The organism is Thermaerobacillus caldiproteolyticus (assembly GCF_013761245.1).
In the GTDB taxonomy this organism is placed as follows: Bacteria; Bacillota; Bacilli; order Bacillales; family Anoxybacillaceae; genus Thermaerobacillus; species Thermaerobacillus caldiproteolyticus.
In genome coordinates, this window is sequence record NZ_JACDUT010000002.1 from 285,156 (window position 1) to 303,148 (window position 17,993).

At 41.3% G+C, this 17,993-nt stretch carries 15 protein-coding genes and 1 riboswitch; of the genes, 3 read left to right on the forward strand and 12 right to left on the reverse strand.

Translation table 11 applies throughout. The features are described 5' to 3' along the window. Nucleotides 1-14: 14 nt before the first annotated feature. Together HNR31_RS04965 and HNR31_RS04970 are read right to left on the reverse strand one after the other, a co-directional pair. Nucleotides 15-1,100 carry a Ger(x)C family spore germination protein gene (locus tag HNR31_RS04965; protein ID WP_181555155.1) on the reverse strand — a complete coding sequence of 362 codons (1,086 nt, stop codon included), beginning with the start codon at nt 1,098-1,100 and terminating at the stop codon, nt 15-17. A gap of 14 nt (nt 1,101-1,114) precedes the next feature. Beyond that, entirely contained in the window at nt 1,115-2,629 is a 1,515-nt protein-coding gene (locus HNR31_RS04970; protein WP_181555156.1) for a spore germination protein, read from the reverse strand. A gap of 145 nt (nt 2,630-2,774) precedes the next feature. Between HNR31_RS04970 and HNR31_RS04975 the strand changes: the two genes are divergently transcribed. After that, on the forward strand, nt 2,775-4,394 hold the full coding sequence (locus HNR31_RS04975; protein ID WP_181555157.1) for a methyl-accepting chemotaxis protein: 1,620 nt from the start codon (nt 2,775-2,777) through the stop codon (nt 4,392-4,394). A gap of 48 nt (nt 4,395-4,442) precedes the next feature. Here HNR31_RS04975 and HNR31_RS04980 read toward each other — a convergent pair whose 3' ends face one another. Together HNR31_RS04980 and HNR31_RS04985 are read right to left on the reverse strand one after the other, a co-directional pair. Then, a complete protein-coding gene (locus HNR31_RS04980; RefSeq protein ID WP_181555158.1) occupies nt 4,443-5,483 on the reverse strand; it encodes a YkvI family membrane protein in 1,041 nt (346 codons plus the stop codon). 104 nt (nt 5,484-5,587) lie between these two features. Continuing rightward, nucleotides 5,588-6,328, reverse strand: coding sequence for a FixH family protein (locus tag HNR31_RS04985; RefSeq protein WP_181555159.1), 741 nt, complete (start codon nt 6,326-6,328; stop codon nt 5,588-5,590). A 214-nt stretch (nt 6,329-6,542) separates the two neighbouring features. On the opposite strand from HNR31_RS04985, the gene HNR31_RS04990 reads away from it, so the two are divergent. Then, the gene (locus HNR31_RS04990; RefSeq protein WP_181555160.1) at nt 6,543-8,696 is read left to right on the forward strand and encodes an ATP-dependent Clp protease ATP-binding subunit; all 2,154 of its coding nucleotides are present in this window, start codon (nt 6,543-6,545) and stop codon (nt 8,694-8,696) included. Between the two features lie 29 nt (nt 8,697-8,725). Here HNR31_RS04990 and HNR31_RS04995 read toward each other — a convergent pair whose 3' ends face one another. The 6 genes from HNR31_RS04995 to HNR31_RS05020 form a co-directional block, all read right to left on the reverse strand. Continuing rightward, on the reverse strand, nt 8,726-9,382 hold the full coding sequence (locus HNR31_RS04995) for a TetR/AcrR family transcriptional regulator (protein ID WP_181555161.1): 657 nt from the start codon (nt 9,380-9,382) through the stop codon (nt 8,726-8,728). A gap of 13 nt (nt 9,383-9,395) precedes the next feature. Then, entirely contained in the window at nt 9,396-10,424 is a 1,029-nt protein-coding gene (locus HNR31_RS05000; protein ID WP_181555162.1) for an ABC transporter permease, read from the reverse strand. Next, nucleotides 10,421-11,149, reverse strand: coding sequence for an ABC transporter ATP-binding protein (locus HNR31_RS05005; RefSeq protein ID WP_181555163.1), 729 nt, complete (start codon nt 11,147-11,149; stop codon nt 10,421-10,423). Before HNR31_RS05005 ends, HNR31_RS05000 begins: the two co-directional genes overlap by 4 nt. Nucleotides 11,150-11,277: 128 nt before the next feature. Beyond that, the gene (locus HNR31_RS05010) at nt 11,278-11,796 is read right to left on the reverse strand and encodes a GNAT family N-acetyltransferase (RefSeq protein WP_181555164.1); all 519 of its coding nucleotides are present in this window, start codon (nt 11,794-11,796) and stop codon (nt 11,278-11,280) included. Nucleotides 11,797-11,807: 11 nt separating this feature from the next. After that, nucleotides 11,808-12,278, reverse strand: a complete 471-nt coding sequence (locus tag HNR31_RS05015) for an NUDIX domain-containing protein (RefSeq protein WP_181555165.1) — start codon at nt 12,276-12,278, stop codon at nt 11,808-11,810. Between the two features lie 89 nt (nt 12,279-12,367). Next, the gene (locus tag HNR31_RS05020) at nt 12,368-14,062 is read right to left on the reverse strand and encodes a M3 family oligoendopeptidase (RefSeq protein ID WP_181555166.1); all 1,695 of its coding nucleotides are present in this window, start codon (nt 14,060-14,062) and stop codon (nt 12,368-12,370) included. 159 nt (nt 14,063-14,221) lie between these two features. Beyond that, a riboswitch (Lysine riboswitch) is annotated at nt 14,222-14,391 on the forward strand. Between the two features lie 98 nt (nt 14,392-14,489). On the opposite strand from HNR31_RS05020, the gene HNR31_RS05025 reads away from it, so the two are divergent. Continuing rightward, the gene (locus tag HNR31_RS05025; protein ID WP_181555167.1) at nt 14,490-15,914 is read left to right on the forward strand and encodes an amino acid permease; all 1,425 of its coding nucleotides are present in this window, start codon (nt 14,490-14,492) and stop codon (nt 15,912-15,914) included. Nucleotides 15,915-15,949: 35 nt separating this feature from the next. Here the strand turns inward: HNR31_RS05025 and HNR31_RS05030 are convergent, their stop codons facing one another. Further along, entirely contained in the window at nt 15,950-16,516 is a 567-nt protein-coding gene (locus HNR31_RS05030) for a phosphate propanoyltransferase (RefSeq protein ID WP_181555168.1), read from the reverse strand. Nucleotides 16,517-16,746: 230 nt separating this feature from the next. Further along, entirely contained in the window at nt 16,747-17,187 is a 441-nt protein-coding gene (locus tag HNR31_RS05035) for a MarR family winged helix-turn-helix transcriptional regulator (protein ID WP_181555169.1), read from the reverse strand. Between the last annotated feature and the right edge of the window lie 806 nt (nt 17,188-17,993).

Consider the following 17,993-nt stretch of genomic DNA (forward strand, 5'->3'; position numbering starts at 1 on the left):
CGCTTTTTAAGCATCTACTCTCCAATTCCCGTTTGAATAATATCAACTTTCACATGCGGACGAATATCAATCTCCTTATATTCTCTGTAAAACTCTTCTTCGTTCCAGTTTCTCGTCTGGCTGCGAACAAAATCACCAATTCCGAGCGGGTCGACTTCCTTTTCTTTGAAATACTCCATTAAATTCTTTACACTCGTTTCGATATCTTTTTCCATTTTTTCTCGAACCATTTTCAATGTATTTTTTTGTGGCATATCCAACCACGATGGATAATCTTTCACCGCTGCTTGAATATGAATAGAAATCGTTAAAACAGGCCGTTCCCCTCTTTTCTTCCATTCGTAACGAGATCGGGCAAATAAATTTTGCAACAAAACACGGCTTTCTTCTTTTTTACGATAATCCGCTACCCGTAATTGATACATTCCGTTTTTCGTTTCGTTTAACAGCACTTTGACTAGAAACGAATCGCGTAAATTTACCTTCCCTACAAATCGTCCATCTTTGAATAAAGCAATCCCTTCTAGTTTTACGAAATCTCCCTTTTTCTCAAAGTACGGTAAGAAAGGGTCTCGTCCCTTGCCAAAATAGTTATACAAAAAAAGATGTAAGTTCATCTTTGGTAAGTTCATTGCACGAATGTTTTGTTCGACAAGGTTAGACAGATAGAGAGTATCGCTCAATGTTTTCTTTGCTGTAATCCGCAACAGTTCTTCCGCATCCCCTTTCGCCACTGCTAACTGCAAACGGCTCCCTATTTTATTATTGCGCGCTAAGCTATGAACAACTTCCGTAATCCCTCCTTTCGCAAATTCTTCGCCGAACAGCACAAGACGCAGCTGCCCTTCCTCAATTGGCAAAGCCGACTTAGACGAAAGTCGCGGAATTAAATCATATGTCGTAGAGGATGACGTCGTTAAAATATTAGGCTTTGTCATCGGCCCTTGCTTAAATGTTGGATAGATCGCTGTTCCGATATAGTTCCCGTTTTTAACGTCATAGCCCATCGCTTGGATAATTTGCACTTCGTCAACAACGCGATAATTTTTACACCCTGTAAGAGCGAGCATAATCAAAAGAATGAAAGCGATTCGTTTCATCAATTTGTCTCCCCTTACTCATCAATGTCTTTTTTCTGCTTGGCTTTTTTCGGATCATAGCGCCAAAATGTACGGGGACGTAAGTAACTCGGACGCCTCACTGTCCCGCTATACGATGAACGAACAAGACTATCTACAAAATCCTTCCGGCGCAATGGATAAAACGGCACTAAGTAAGGGCTGCCGAACGATTGTAACCTTCCTAAATGGATCAGAAGCAGACAAATAGCAAATACAATCCCAACACCGCCCCAAAATGTGGCAAAGAAAATAATCGGAAAGCGAATAAAGCGAATCGTATTTGACATTTTAAAAATTGGTGTCGTAAATGAAGCAAGAGCCGCTAACGCAACAATAATCAGCAATACATTACTTGTTAACGCTGCCTCAACTGAGGCTTGACCAATGACAATACCGCCAACAATCCCGAGAGTTTGCGCTACTTTTGTTGGAAGACGTGCCCCGGCTTCCCGGAGCAGTTCAATTGTAATTTCTAAAAATAACACTTCTAAAATCGGCGGAAACGGAACATTCGAACGGGAAAAGATAATAGGACCAAGCAAATCTTTCGGAATCATTTCATAATGGTATGTTAGCACTGCTACATAAATGGGAGAGGCGAGAGTCGAAAACATGACTCCAAAAATGCGAATAAGTCTAAAGAAAGAACCGAGAATCCAAGGTAAATAGTAATCTTCCGGCGATGTAAAAAAATGAAACAATGTCGATGGACCGGTAATGACATACGGAGAACCATCAGCAAAAATGGCAACTTGTCCTTCAACCAATGCATAAACAACCCGGTCAATCCGCTCCGTTGAGACAAACAGCGGAAATGGAGAAGATGAGTTATCTGAAATCATTTGATCCAGTAATGAGTTGTCAAAAACAATATCGAATTCGATATCATTTAATCGTTGAACAACCGTTTGAACCGTTTGCTCGTTTGTAATCCCGTCAATATAAGCGACCACCACTTTTGTTTTTGACATGGAACCGATAGTCATTTCACGAAAAATTAAGTTCGGAGTAACGAGCTGCCTTCTTATTAAATGAAGATTGGTCCCGATATTCTCCACAAAGCCGACTTTCGGACCAACAACGCTAAATTCGTTTTCGGAATCATTGTTTGGCCGTAATCCTAAATTTTCACTCGCTAAATTAATGAGAACACAACGGCGCTTGTTTTCGTTCAACTGAAGCATCGCAAAGCCTTTTAACAATTTCGTCTCGATCGTTTCGACATTATCTGTTACTTCAATGCGTTGAACAGGAAGAATTTGTGGCAAATCATCAAGGGAAAGGGAAGAACGTCCCGGCACATCGTTTTGTAGATGGCAAAGAACATTTTGCTGCAGCAACTTCGGGTCGATTAATGAGTCAAAATAATAAATCGAAATATGGTTCCCCCTTGTTTCAAACTGAATGTTCGCAAAGTCGCTTGATTGTTTCAATTCGTTCAATAGCTGTGGCAATGTTTTTGTCTTTTCTTTTGATTTGTTTTTTTTGAAAAAGGAAAAAATGGACATGCCTATCCCCTCGTTCGCTCATTTAACGGGTAGTTTTCCAATCATTGTCTCATTTTATGCACCATGCCCATTTTTTACGTTGATATATCAAAATATTCAGTATATATTGAAAGAAGCAGAAATAGAAAAAATAGGAGGGAAGGCGATGGAACAATTATTACTAAAAAAAAGACAAGCTCAACAAGCGCGGCAAAAAGTCGTCGAAGTGGCGGAACATCTTAAACGACGCATGGATGGAACCAAGCCGATCGATGCCCAAATGGAACAACTTCGGGCGTTTCTTGATGAACAGCTACAACAAGATGAATATTTCCTCATTGTAGACGAAACAGGTTATGCTATCATTCATACGAACCGATTGCGAGAAGGAAGAGTGTTTTCCGATGAGGTCGGGCAAAATGCGGCAAAAACAACGAAACCACTTTTGCAGGCATATATGCGGGATACGGGAGAAATGCTCGTTGACGCCAGTTGTCCGCTATTCACTGACAAAGATGGAAAGCGCTTTAATTTACGAATGGGAAGATTGATTCACCAACCGTATTTACAGCTTCGTTTTCTTGTTCTTTCCACTGTACCAGCCGTCGTTAGTTTTCTTATTACATGTTTTTTTTCTTTGTCTCCTTTATTGGTATGTATCCTTACTATTTTATTCAGTCTCGTCATCAGTGCGCTTTTTTACCAAACGATCGCCAACGAACTGCGGCATTGGTATAGAGTCACCCGCTCGGTTTCTTCTGGAAACCTGCATGCGGAGGTGCAGACCGCTCGTAAACGTAACGAATTTCATCAAATTGCTTATGAATTAAACAAAATGATCTTAGGAATCCGTACAATTGTAGCAGAGTTAGCAAAAGCGACAAAAACAGTTCAACAAGTGAGCCGACAACAGCAGTTGGAAACAAAACGAATTTCTGAATCTTTCGATGAAATCGCCGCTGCTATGGAAACATTTCGCGAAGGTGCCAAACAGCAAACGTCATCCGTGGAACAGGCAAACTTGTTAGTGACGGACATGGTGCAAGGTGTACTCGAAATGCAAACTGGCTTTGAAAGTGTCGTTGTACAGGCACAAGAAGCGATGACATCTGTGAACGAGGGAAATCGTCTCATCGAAGCGACGAAACAGCAAATGGACATTATGCAACAAGATATGAACAAGACGACTGCTTTGATTCATTCTGTCGCTGAAGAAGCCCATCGCGTTGGCGAAATGATTTCCGCCATTACCGCGATCGCTAAACAAACGAATTTGCTGGCGTTAAACGCTTCGATTGAAGCTTCCAGAGCAGGCGAATCAGGAAAAGGATTTGCGATTGTTGCTGCTGAAGTGAGAAAATTAGCTGAAGACACGAATGCTTTTGCTGCACAAATTTTATCGTCGCTGCAAACGATGACAAATGTGCTGAATAATGCGGTACAAGCAGTGCAGCAAAATGGGCACAACGTCAATGAAACGATGCAATCTTTATGGAAAACGAGCAAAACAATGAAATCATTTCACCATATGTTTTCAGAAATGAGAGAACTTTTACTGCGCAATCGCAATGACGTCGACACGATTAAAAACAATGGACATTCCTTACAGCAGTTCATCGAAGAGGTGAATACGATCGCTAATGACTTTACGAACATGGTCCATGAGACCACGGCAGGATTAGAGCAACAAATTCACGGGATTCATGAGCTTGCCAAAGAAGCCGAGTTGCTTTCCGCTTCTGTTCAGCAACTCGAACAAATTGTCAACCGCTTTTATAAAACGTAAATGGATACCGGCATTTGTCATATGAAATGATGACAAATGCCCCTCTCATTATTTAGGAAGTTTGCGGAAGACCAATAAAATCATCATCAGAAAACTCATATATCCAAAGAGCGGATATAACAACGATAATAAGAAACTGTATTGAAATGAACTAATCACATAGAAAATGAGAAACAGTACAAAAAGAAAAAGAACATTAGAAACGCGGAACATCGAGCGAAATTGCCGCTGCAAGCCAAAAATTCCGCCGATAATCGACGTGAAAATCTCACCATAAATAACGACAATATACAGCCAATACAGCAACGAGAAAAACGTATGAATCACTTCCGCCATCGGAATATCGTAGCGCAGCAAATGAGGGAATGATAATAAAACGAAATGGCTGCTTAATAAAATCATCGTTAATAAGATGCCGCCGAGCGTCGCTCCTCGTTTCACCGTTTGTTCATCGGCTGCCTCTTGTGACAACGGAACAAGAACGGTTTGCGCCATTGCTAAATTAAAAGCCGCATAAGAAAACGGAGAAAGAAACGCTTTTAATGAATAATCCGGCATGACCGTACCGGTCCCGCACCACTTTTCACTGAGCAACATTTTTCCTAGAACTACAAAACTAAATAATACCATCATCGGAACAATGAAAACATTGACACTAAATAGCCCCTTTATATCGTAAAGCATTACAATAAACGCTAATAATAACGTAACAAACATCCCCACTTGTTTGGGCAGACCAAGCTGTTCTTCAAACACTGCTCCTGCCCCTGCCACCATGACCGATGTCACTCCAATCACCATCAATGTCATTAATATGGTCATAAGCGGACTCATTGCTCTTCCGAATACATAATCGTTCAATTCTTTATAAGAAACTGCTCCGATCCGCCGGGCCATCATCATCATTCGTGTTCCCATCCACGTAAACAGTCCGCCACTAACTACAATGCCGACCGTTCCAAATTCACCGTATTGTGTAAAGAATTCTACAATCTCTTTTCCCGTCGCGAACCCGGCGCCAACAACTGTTCCAACATATACAGCCGCAATTTGCCAAGCCCCTGACCATTTTCCTACCAACCTCGTCACCTCGTCCTTCTTGTCCTATGTATGTTCCATATATATGTAAAAACAGACAAAGAAAGACGAAAGGAATAAGAAAAAGGATGCCCTAATTGCGGGCATCCCTTTTCTTATTGAACAGTGATTTGTTCCACTTGATGATCATGCAATTCATTGGTTTCTACATGCACTTTAACAAAATAAACTCCTTTGTCTTTGAACGTCGTCGTTGCTTTATACTCGCCTTTGGCTTGTTCATGAGCATCAATAAATTCGTGTTTTTCGCTATTTTCCTTCCATACTTCAAAGCGAACAGTAGCGTTAGTCAGCGGCTGGCCGTCATGCGTAATGTGCGCCGTTAATTCCGTCGCTTCATTCACATGATATTGTTGTTCATGAAGCATGATGGTGACGTCTGAATGATGATCATGGTGTTCTTCTCCATCATGATCGTGGTTTTGTTCAGCTGGCATGTTCGATGCTTGTCCAACAGCGATATCTGTTTTCGGCATGTTATGCATATTGCGTGCCGTTACATGAGCAATAACCGAATATGTCCCCGGTTCTGTAAATGTTTTTTTGACGACATATTTTCCATTTCCTTCGTGTTTTGCCTTTAACATCTCATGTTGGTTGTTACCTTGTTTCCAAATTTCAAACTTTACTTCATCAGCGTCGGTAACCTTTTCATTTCCATATGTAACAAGGCAAGCAATTTCCGTTTCCTTATTTAATTCAATATGATCATCGGTTTTAATTTTTACATTTAGAACCGCCGGCTGATTCTCTTCTTGTTTTTCTTGGTTGCAAGCAGCAAGCAAAACAAAAGCGACCATCGTCATAAAAGCTAAAAACAGAAATTTTCTCTTCATTTTCTCTTCTCCCCTTGCTTCCTTTTTCCTTGTTCACTATATCATATTTGCGTACTCTCATATGCCATTGTTCACATTTTTTTCAAAAACATTTCACGAATCAAACAAAAAATTTTAAAAAAAGACTTGAACGTCAAAAAAGGTCAAAGTATAATAAAATCAGAAAGGTCAAAGATAATCAAAGTCAAACTGTTAAAAAAGGAGGTTATGCCTCATGCTTTGTCAAGTATGCCAACAAAACGAAGCAACAGTCTTTTTGAATATTCAATTCAATCATGAGAAAAAACAATTGCATCTTTGCCATACTTGTTATGAACAACAAAAAATGACGATTCCTTCGAACTTTGGATTCGGAAGTTTTCCATCTTTTCCATTTGAAGACTTATTCATGAATGGATTCACACTCTCTCATGAGATGGACGTTCAACAACCGAACGTATCCCAACATCAAAATCGAAATGGCAAAGGTGGCTTTTTAGATAAATTTGGTCGCAACTTAACACAGCTCGCCAAAGCTGGACTTATTGATCCTGTCATTGGTCGCGACAAAGAAATTGAACGCGTCATTGAAATTTTAAACCGCCGCAACAAAAACAACCCTGTATTAATCGGGGAACCAGGCGTCGGTAAAACAGCGATCGTTGAAGGTCTTGCCTTAAAAATTGCCGAGGGACAAGTTCCGGCGAAGCTTCTTGATAAAGAAGTGTATTTGTTAGATGTGGCTTCACTTGTCGCTAACACTGGCATTCGTGGACAATTTGAAGAACGAATGAAGCAATTGATCGCCGAATTGCAACGTCGCAAAAATATTATTCTCTTCATCGACGAAATTCACTTGCTTGTGGGTGCAGGGTCTGCAGAAGGTTCTATGGACGCAGGTAACATTTTAAAACCTGCTCTAGCACGCGGTGAATTGCAGGTCGTTGGTGCGACAACGTTGAAAGAATACCGCCAAATTGAAAAAGATGCTGCACTTGAACGCCGCTTCCAGCCAGTCATCGTCCATGAACCGACAGTCGAGCAAGCGATTGCTATTTTAAAAGGCATTCAAGCGAAATACGAACAATTCCATCATGTCAAATATACAGATGAAGCGATTGAAGCATGCGTCACATTATCGCATCGCTATATCCAAGACCGCTTCTTGCCAGACAAAGCAATCGACTTGTTAGACGAGGCCGGTTCAAAAGCGAACTTACGCGTTGCCCCAACGGATGAAAAGCAAATTCAAGAGCGGCTCGCCCAACTAGCGAAAGAAAAAGAAAAAGCAGTAAAAGAAGAAAACTACGAATTGGCAGCAAAATTACACGATGAAGAACTCAAATTGGAAAAGCAATTGCAAAACGGTCATGTGCAAGAAACACCAATCGTTGACGTTAGCGATATTCAACAAATCATCGAAGAAAAAACCGGCATTCCTGTCGGCAAGCTGCAAGCCGATGAAAAAACGAAAATGAAGCAATTAGAAGAAAATTTAGCGAAAAAAGTGATCGGCCAAGCAGAAGCAGTGAAAAAAGTTGCCAAAGCAATCCGCCGTAGCCGCGCAGGATTAAAAGCGAAAAATCGTCCAATTGGTTCGTTCTTATTCGTCGGACCAACTGGAGTTGGCAAAACAGAATTATCAAAAACATTGGCGGAAGAATTGTTCGGCTCAAAAGATGCGATGATTCGTTTAGATATGAGCGAATATATGGAGAAACATTCCGTTTCTAAATTAATCGGTTCACCGCCTGGCTATGTCGGTCATGAGGAAGCCGGTCAGCTTACTGAAAAAGTACGCCGAAATCCTTACAGCATCATTTTGCTCGATGAAATCGAAAAAGCGCACCCAGATGTGCAGCATATTTTCCTACAAATTTTAGAAGATGGACGTCTCACTGACAGCCAAGGCCGTACCGTAAGCTTTAAAGATACCGTTATTATCGCAACAAGTAACGCCGGTGCTACCGATAAAAAAATTACGGTCGGATTCGAAAAGCAAGGGTCAACGCACACAAGCGTTCTTGAGTCGTTAAATGCTTATTTCAAACCAGAATTCTTAAACCGCTTTGACGCAATTATCGAGTTTAAACCGCTCGAAAAAGAGCATATGTTACAAATTGTCGATCTCATGCTCGATGAATTGAAAAAAACATTAAAAGAACAACACATCGACATTCATGTTTCGCAAGAAGCGAAAGAAAAATTAGCGGAGTTAGGCTACCATCCAGCGTTCGGCGCTCGCCCGCTCCGCCGCGTGATCCAAGAGCACGTCGAAGACCAAATCGCTGATGTCCTTCTTGACGAAACGGCCAATGTTCACGCTATCCAAATCAGTGTCGAAGATGGCAATATTGTTGCTAAGGCATTGAATAAACAAAACGCCTAATCCGTATAAATCGGATTAGGCGTTTCTTTTTATTTTTTCGCAAGACCGTGCATCAAAACTTGAACCGTCCGTTCCATTTCTGCTTCGTCATCCCATTCGTAATCCGGCAACACGATAAACCGCGTCATCAAAAATCCCGCAATCGCCGTAATCGTCATGCGGATGACCGAATCAATAGGAATCGCGGCAATTTCTCCTTTCGCTTGAAAATGTTCCACGATCCGCTTAAATTTTTCATATACGTGCACCGTAAAAATACGCTGAAATTGCTCCTTAATTTCCGCATGAAACGCGATTTCCTGCCAAAACACCCGGATCGCTGGGATGTATTTTTTTACAAATTCATAACGGTTTTTCAAAAGAGTACGAATGAAATCTTCATAGCTTTGATACTGGTTTTCGAACACTTCTTTGACAAACTCTTTCGCTAAAAATGGGGCGACGGATTTAAACAGCGTTGGAGTGACAATCGCCAAGAGTAAATCCTTTTTTGTTTTATAGTGACGAAAAATCGTCCCTTCCGCCACACCTGCCTTCTTGGCGATTTCGCTTGTTGAAGTGGCGGCATAGCCTTTTTCAGCGAACATTTCAATCGCCGCTTCTAAAATTTTCACTTGTTTCTCGCTTAGTTTTACGTCTTCTCCATTTACTTTCAATAGCTCTTCAAGCCATTGTTGCTCATTCATCCATATTTGCTCCTTACAGTTTTCGATATTTTTTCAATGCTATCACATTTAATACCATAAACAAAACGGAAAAGCCAAGTAAAACATATACGTCTTGGGCAATTTCCTGCCAACCGCTGCCGCGGATCATAATTTCCCGAAGCGCATCCGCTCCGTATGTTAACGGCATGACAATGCTTAATGAACGAAGCCACTCTGCCATTGTATCTAAATTAAACAAGCCGGAAAAGAAAACTTGCGGTATAACAACTAACGGAATAAATTGAATCATTTGTAGCTCATTATTCGCAAAGGCAGACAGTAACGTTCCTAATGTTAAAGCGGTCATTGCCAATAAGAATGTAATCAATAACACGTAGAAGAAAGAACCTTCCATCATCATATCAAGAATATCAATAGCAAACCAAGAAATTAAGCTCGCCTGAAACGTTGTAAAAATCCCAAATCCGATGACATAGCCAACAACAATCTCCCAACGTTTTAACGGCGTCGCCAACAAGCGTTCCAGCGTTCCCCCTGTACGTTCACGAAGGAAAGAAACACCGGCGATTAAGAAAACGAAAAAGAAAACGAAAAAGCCAATTAACACAGGTCCGAAATTATCAAATAATGCCATATCCTCCGAACCGTGTAAGTACGTTGTTTTCAATTGCAACGATTGTGTTTGTGGAGCTAATTCTTGAAACGCTTTTTGTACAGCCATAAGTACCGCTTTATTAACAGTTGGATCGCTTCCTTCTAACGTAATTTTCGGAGTTCCTTCATCCATTTCCATAAATGCATCAATTTGTTGCTTTTCTAGCTGTTTGCGAGCTGTCGTTTTCGTAAGCTCTTTGAGGTCAGCATCGGATTTCGCTAATTTTTCAACAACAACTTCTGGAACATTTTTATCAACAGCAATTGTTGGTTTATATTCCTCTCCATTAAACACAAGATTCATTAAAAACAACACAAACATCGGCGCCACAATCATTAATCCAAGCGTTCGTTTGTCACGGAAAAACTGGCGAATGATTCGAATGACGATCGCGCGAACTCTCATTGTCGTGCACCTCCAAAATGCAAAAATGCCTGTTCGATTGTTTGCGAATTTGTTCTTTTCTTTAGCTCTTCTGGGCTGCCTACAGCGATGAGACGACCGTCACGAATCATCGCCAAACGCTGGCATTTCTCGGCTTCATCCATGACGTGAGTCGTCACGACAATCGTTGTCCCGTTTTGTCGAATTCGCTCAAGCTCATCCCAAATGGCTTGGCGAAGCAAAGGGTCAATTCCGACCGTCGGCTCGTCTAAGATTAATACTTCCGGTTCATGTAACAAGGAAACAGCAAGTGACAAGCGCCGCTTCATCCCACCTGAATACTGATTGACAGTCTTCTTAATATGGTCTGTTAAATTGACAAGCTCCATGACTTCATCAATACGCTGCTTTTGCTTTTTCCCTTTTAATCCATAAATCGAAGCGAAAAACTGTAAATTTTCTAACGCTGTTAACTCACCGTATAAGGCATCAGACTGTGCCATAAAACCAATTCGTTTCATGACATGAAGGCTAGGCATTTTTGTATCTAATACATCAATCGTTCCATTGGTAGCTTCATCAATTCCAGCGATCATTTTGACAATCGTCGTTTTTCCTGCTCCCGAAGGTCCGAGCATCCCAAAAATTTCCCCGCTGTATACCTCAAGAGATACATCTTCAATTACTTTCTTTTTACCAAAACTTTTAGATACATGTTTCATACAAATACACGGCTTTTCTGACATAGCATACCCTTCCTTTCGTGAGTGATTACTCACTTCTATTTTATACGAAAAAAATATTTTGTAAAGTGAGTAATCACTCATTATTAAATTTTTTTGGCCGCCATCATAATTCAGGCAGCCATCCGTTACTACGCTAAACATTCAATACTTCTCCATCCATAGCACCATTCGTTTAACTCTTTGCCACCGATATTTATGACTTCTTCAGCGATTTTCTTTCCCCCTAAACGCTCATAAAACTGCCGCGATGGATTATCGGCAAGCACCCACACGACCATGGAACAAATCCCGTCACTACGAAAATCACGCACTAAAGCTTCGAGCAGTTTCGTTCCATACCCTTTTCCTTGCGCCTCTTTCAGCAAATAAATTGCATAAATTTCGCCTTCGTAATCAGCTTCCTTTCCTTTTGTAGCCCGATTGCTGCCCCCGGAAATAAACCCGCATACCTTTCCGTCTTCTTCAGCAACAAAAATATGATGCTTCTGTTGCTGTAATCCTCTTCGCCAATTCTGTTCTCTTTCACTAACGCGCAATTGTGCTAAATAAGATGATGGAACAATTCCCTGATACGTTGTTTTCCAGCTTTCCACATGCACGGTCGCAATTCCGTTCGCATCATTGATCGTTGCTTTTCGAATGTTCATCATTTCCCACCTCATTCGTACGATAATGTATGTTCCTCGATTAAGTTGAATGAGCGGCGATGGTTCGCGTACTCAATAATATGTTGCGAAATATTCGGATACAAAGTAATCCGGGAGAGATGAGAAAGGGGAATCCATTTTACCCCTGTTTGATTTTCGTCCGGTGAAGTCGGACAAGGTTGGATGGAATCGTTAATCCGTTTACATTCAAATACGATGCTTACTTGATGTGGCGATGTCACAGAAATATTCTTTTGCAGGTGAGGAGCTATCTCATGTACAAATGCAATCGAACCGACCTCTACTTCTACGCCTGCCTCCTCTAATGCCTCCCGTTTTACCGCCTCAATCAATGACTCCCCCCGTTCTACGCCACCTGCTGGAAGATTGTAATGTAATCCGTTTTCGTCTTGAAACTCAACAAGAAGTACAGCGTCATTTTCAATAATTAAAGCACAAGCGCGGACACGAATATGATACATATCGCTGTTCTCCCTTCTTTAAAAACTAAAATTATTTCATTCAACAAAAAAAGGAAGAAATCCTTCGTTGATTTCTTCCTTTTCTGTTGTTAAAGCTGTTTGTCATCAACGCTATTAAGCCACCGTTCGATCTCACCGACTACCGATTGAACGCAGCCATCCTCAAACGGGGAAATGAGGTTAGCGACGCTGACAAGTTCAGTAAACGGCTTGCTTCCACCTTCTCGGCATAATTTTACGTAATCGTTCCACGCTTCTTCATAATTTTCACGCGAACGTTTCCAAAATTGGAAGGCACAAATTTGTGCTAACGTATAATCAATATAATAAAACGCCGTTGTGTAAATGTGTCCTTGCCGCTGCCAAAAGCCGCCGCGTTCTAAATACTCGTTTCCATCATAGTCCCTTATCGGCATATATTTCTTCTCAATTTCGCGCCACGCTTGCTTACGTTCCGCCGGCGTCGCATTCGGATTCTCATAGACAAAATGTTGAAATTCATCAACAGCAACGCCATACGGTAAAAACAGCAATGCGGAGCTTAGATGGTCAAACTTATATTTTTCTGTATCTTCTTTAAAAAATAATTCCATCCATGGCCATGTAAAAAATTCCATACTCATCGAATGAATTTCACAAGCCTCTAACGTCGGCCAGTTATATTCCGGAATTTCATAATGACGGCTTTCGTATACTTGGAACGCATGGCCTGCTTCATGGGTTAGCACATCGATGTCCCCGGATGTGCCCGTAAAGTTCGAGAAAATAAACGGCGCTTTGTAATTTTCGATATATGTACAATATCCGCCGCTTGCTTTTCCTTTTTTCGCGACAAGATCCATCAGCTCATTGTCCACCATAAATCGGAAAAATTCATCCGTTTCCGGCGACAGCTCTTGATACATTTTTTTTCCGTTTTCAATAATCCAGTTGGCATCCCCTTTTGGAGTCGGATTTCCTGTTGGAAACGCAAACGCTTCATCATAATACTTCAACCGATCGACTCCGATACGTTCACGTTGACGTTCGTAGAGCTTCACCGTAATTGGAACGATAAACTCTTTTACCTGCTCTCGGAATTTTGCGACCATCTCCGCGTTGTAATCCGTCCGCCCTAAGCGGGCATAACCGAGTTCGACAAAGTTTTTGAATCCGAGCTTTTTCGCGATGTTTGTACGCACTTTGACAAGCTGGTCATAAATCTCGTCAAATTTTTCCTCATGTTCTTTGAAAAAAGCAAATCTCGCTTCGCTTGCCCGTCTGCGCATATCACGGTTTGGCGATTCAACAAACGGCTGAAGCTGCGCTAACGTCCGTTCTTCCCCTTCAAAGAAAATTTTCGACGAGGCAACAAACTTTGTATATTCGCTCGTTAATTTATTTTCGAGCTGCAAATCTTCTAAAATGTCTGGAGAAAACGTTTTTAGTTCCGTCTCCGCCAAAGCAAACAGCTGCTTCCCCCATTTTTCCTCCAACTGCGCCCGAAACGGAGAAGCGACAAGCGCTTTATAATAATCGTTCACAAGTCCTTTCATCAACGGTTCAACTTCATCGAAAAAGTCTTGTTCTTGTTTATAAAACTCGTCATTTGTATCAATTGTATGACGAATATAACAAATGTTCGCCATCGTGCTGAACTCGTTGCGAATCGCATTGATCTGCTTCATCGCTTCATGCTGTCCTTCTATCGTTGTTGCTTCTTGAAACGTTTGTAACGCCTCTTGAAACGCTGCTTTTATTTCTCCCATGTCCGGTCGTTTATACTGAAACTCCGAAAACTTCAAATGAATCCCTTCCTTTTCTTAAAAATTTCCTAATCCTAATTTTTATTCAATCTTGGAGAGCAAAATTCCTGTTTTTCCAACGAAGAAGATGATTGACGAAATTTGTCGCAGAATGTATAATAATGTCGTTAAATGAATATTTTTTCTTTTTATCAACTTAGATGAGATAGAAGTTGCAATGAATAAAAATAGCTTGAACAAGACGCAGAGATTCAATGAATTCAAACGAAAGGATTCATTGTGAGCTCTGGCGCTGCAAGCTGGACCTGCATTCGAACAGAAGCAGGACTGTCATCGTTTCAAGCAAACGATGGAGAGCTATCAACATTAAGTTGGATGCGGATGTTTCATGCACCCGTTGAAAACTTAAGGGTGTATTTTTTTTGGTTAAAAAGATCTGTGCAGCAACAGAAGGGAGTTTACAACATTGCAGCAACATAAATTAGGGCTTTGGGTATTAACAGCGCTCGTCGTTGGAAATATGGTCGGCTCGGGAATTTTTATGCTCCCGCGCTCATTAGCGGAAGCAGCGAGCCCTCTCGGAGTCATTTGCGCGTGGCTATTAACTGGCGGCGGTGTATTAATGACTGCTCTCGTCTTTGGCAACTTAGCAATTCGCAAACCCGAATTAAACGGCGGGCCGCAAATTTATGCAAAAGAGTTGTTTCCAAAGGGCTCAAATGCTTCCATTTTATCAGGATTCATGTCTTCATGGGGATATTGGATTGGTAACTTCGCCGGCAACGTCGCAATTATTACGACATTCGCTAGTTATTTATCGACCTTTTTCCCGATTTTAACAAGCAAGCAATCATTGTTTACCATCGGTTCTCTTGATGTAAAACTCGGAAACTTGTTAACATTTATCGTTTGCACGACTTTATTGTGGGGCATGCACGTTATTATTTTACGCGGAATTGAAGGCGCAGGAAAATTAAACTTTATCGCTACCGCGGCAAAAGTGCTTGGGTTCTTCTTATTTATTGTCATTAGCTTATTCGCGTTTGAAAAAAGCAACATCGGTTCATTTGTCGCTCCCCGTTATGATGAAGCCGGACATTCTATTGGCCTTTTAAGCCAAGTCAATAATGCCGCTGTTGCTACATTATGGGCGTTTATTGGCGTCGAATCAGCGATTGTTTTTGCGTCACGAGCACAAAAACAATCCGACGTTAAGCGGGCAACGATTCTTGGTCTTTTCATCGCCCTTGCAATTTATATCGGAATTAGCGTGCTGGTCATGGGCTTATTGCCGCAAAAAGAGTTGATTCAATCGGAAAAACCGCTTGTCGATGCCATTGGAACGATTTTAGGACCGAGCGGCGGATACATTCTTGCCGGACTTGGATTGATTAGTTTGTTAGGTTCTACGCTTGGTTGGGTGCTATTAAGTGCAGAAGTACCGTACCAAGCCGCAAAACAAGGCTTGTTTATTCCAGCATTTTTAAAAGAAAATAAAAAAGGAATGCCAAGTTTTTCATTAATTCTTTCAAATGGATTGGCGCAAATTTTTATTTTCTCGACGATTTCCCATTCGATGTCAGCGGCGTTTGATTTTGTCATTTACATTGCGACATTAGCGTATCTCGTTCCTTATTTTATCGCCTCTGTCTTTCAATTAAAACTCACATTAACAGGAGAAACGTATGAACGAGCTCGCCGCACTCGCATTGTTGATGGCATCATCGCTGCGCTGGCCACCGTTTATTCCGTATGGGTGATCATTGCAGGAACAGCGGATTTAAAAACATTCATGCTTGGCGTTGCCTTGCTGGCAAGCGGCATTATCTTCTATCCGCAAGTGAAAAAAGCGGTACAGTCAACGAAAACACAACAAAAAATGTCTGCGTAAAGAAAGAGGGGCTTCAGTTCACAGGCCCCTCTTTTCTATACGATCAGTTCTACATAATCCCCGGTTTTTAATCCGGCCGCATTCGCTTCATCGGTGTCAATATGCATATCTAATGCAAACTGTTCGCTCACTCGGATAATAACTTCATCAAAAATTAGGGCGCGTTCTCCTTGTGTTTTGACCTTCACAACCTGCTTATCTTTCACCCCGAACGTTTCTGCATCGCTTGGCGTCATATGAATATGACGTTTCGCAATAATCACCCCTTTGTCGACGGTAATCGTTCCGTTCGGACCATGAATTGTAATGCCCGGTGTTCCTTCGATATCTCCGGATAAACGAATCGGCGCTTGTACCCCTAGCTTGAAACTGTCGGTTTTGGAAATCTCAAGCTGAGTCATCGAACGTGCCGGCCCTAATACGCGGACATTTTCAATTTTTCCTTTTGGTCCTTCCACTGTAACCGTTTCTTTGGCGGCGAATTGCCCTGGCTGTGACAATGGCTTTAACACTGTCAACTCTGCTCCTTCACCGAACAACTGCGCCAAATGTTCTTTGGACAAATGGATGTGGCGATTCGATACTCCTACAGGAATCATCATGACTATCCCCTCCTTTTCCCTTATAGCTTATCCGTTTTTGAAAAAAATAAGTGGCTGTATCACAACAGCCACTTATTTTTTATAAGTTAAGAAAGTATCAACGTTGAAGCGTTGCCCAGCACCAGCGCTTAGCTCTCTTGTCATAAACCAACGGTCTTGGGAGATGACAAGCTCTTCTGTAAGCCAAGAACATTTGGCTTCGAGAGCAGATTACGGCGCTTCCACTTTTCTTAACGTTTTACGCCATATCCCAATTTTTTTAATAGCGAAATTGCCTGTTCTTTTTCTTCCGATGTCAATCCGGCAAGTGTTTCATGAATCGTTTGTTCATGTTGTGGAAATACATTCTCAATAAATGTCTTTCCTTTTTCGGTAATAGAAGCGTAGGTGACACGGCGGTCTTTTTCACACGCTTTTCGGACAATAAATCCTTTTTGCTCTAATTTATCGACGACATACGTAATACTGCCGCTGGCGAGCAAAATTTTCTCACCAATTTGCTGTAACGGCTGATCGCCTTTATGGTAAAGCAACTCCAGAACCGCAAATTCGGTTGGATTGACACCGAACTCTTGAATGGACTTATGAACTTGATCACTAACGGCTCGATACGCCCTTGATAAGACAATAAACAGCTTTAACGATTGCGCAATCTCTTCTTTTCTCTCCATCTATAATCAAACCCTTTAATCTTCGAATTCGAAGCCATTGTAGCGAAAAATACGATTTTTGTCAATGAATTCCTTCAACGTTCAAATCATTCGCAATTTTTTTATTTTATCTATTATTATATACTATAAATAGGCAGGTTCGATGATTTGGGAGTTTATCATACTTTTTGAGACATATAATGTCAAAAGCGCATAAAGGGGTATTAGATGGAATAAGTACTAACCAGCAACATTCTTTCTGCTTTATCGACAGGATTGGGAGCCGTCCCGATGTTATTTTTAGCCTAATCCATTCCCCAGCGTTGGCGCGATAGTTTATTAGTCTTTCAGCGGGAATTATGATGGTCTCTCTCATTCCTGAGGCGCTAGGAACAGAAGGATACCCTGCTTTAGCAATGGGGTTATATTTAGGGGGGCTAACATGAACTTCGCCCGAAACAACGATTGTCCATATGAATTTAGAACATACGAAAAATCATTCAGTTTAATGAAAAAGCGTCACTCATTATTGCGTCCATTATATTGCACAATATTCATGAAGGGGTGTCTGTTGGCATCAGCTATGCTTCGAAGTTTCAGACACAGGAAATAGCAATTGAATTTCAAAATGCACTTGAAGCGTTTTTAGCAGTTCTTTTTAATCCATCAAAATATTTTCGCCTATCATCGCCACACTCACCGGTGCGATCGAAATTGTAACATTGCTTCTCGTTTTTTGTTTAATATCGGCGCTTCAACAGCTTGTTCCATACGGCCTTGCCTTTGCATCTGGAACGTGTTGTTTATTTGTTTATAAAGAAGCTATG

Bases quoted from the DNA above. Each gene is read 5' to 3' on its own strand.
- HNR31_RS05015 (WP_181555165.1), bottom strand. From the start codon at position 12,278: ATGTATCATATTCGTGTCCGCGCTTGTGCTTTAATTATTGAAAATGAC.
- HNR31_RS05005 (WP_181555163.1), bottom strand. From the start codon at position 11,149: ATGTCAGAAAAGCCGTGTATTTGTATGAAACATGTATCTAAAAGTTTT.
- HNR31_RS05035 (WP_181555169.1), bottom strand. From the start codon at position 17,187: ATGGAGAGAAAAGAAGAGATTGCGCAATCGTTAAAGCTGTTTATTGTC.
- HNR31_RS04970 (WP_181555156.1), bottom strand. From the start codon at position 2,629: ATGTCCATTTTTTCCTTTTTCAAAAAAAACAAATCAAAAGAAAAGACA.
- HNR31_RS04965 (WP_181555155.1), bottom strand. From the start codon at position 1,100: ATGAAACGAATCGCTTTCATTCTTTTGATTATGCTCGCTCTTACAGGG.
- HNR31_RS05000 (WP_181555162.1), bottom strand. From the start codon at position 10,424: ATGAGAGTTCGCGCGATCGTCATTCGAATCATTCGCCAGTTTTTCCGT.
- HNR31_RS04990 (WP_181555160.1), top strand. From the start codon at position 6,543: ATGCTTTGTCAAGTATGCCAACAAAACGAAGCAACAGTCTTTTTGAAT.
- HNR31_RS05010 (WP_181555164.1), bottom strand. From the start codon at position 11,796: ATGAACATTCGAAAAGCAACGATCAATGATGCGAACGGAATTGCGACC.
- HNR31_RS05030 (WP_181555168.1), bottom strand. From the start codon at position 16,516: ATGATGATTCCTGTAGGAGTATCGAATCGCCACATCCATTTGTCCAAA.
- HNR31_RS04995 (WP_181555161.1), bottom strand. From the start codon at position 9,382: ATGAATGAGCAACAATGGCTTGAAGAGCTATTGAAAGTAAATGGAGAA.
- HNR31_RS04985 (WP_181555159.1), bottom strand. From the start codon at position 6,328: ATGAAGAGAAAATTTCTGTTTTTAGCTTTTATGACGATGGTCGCTTTT.
- HNR31_RS04975 (WP_181555157.1), top strand. From the start codon at position 2,775: ATGGAACAATTATTACTAAAAAAAAGACAAGCTCAACAAGCGCGGCAA.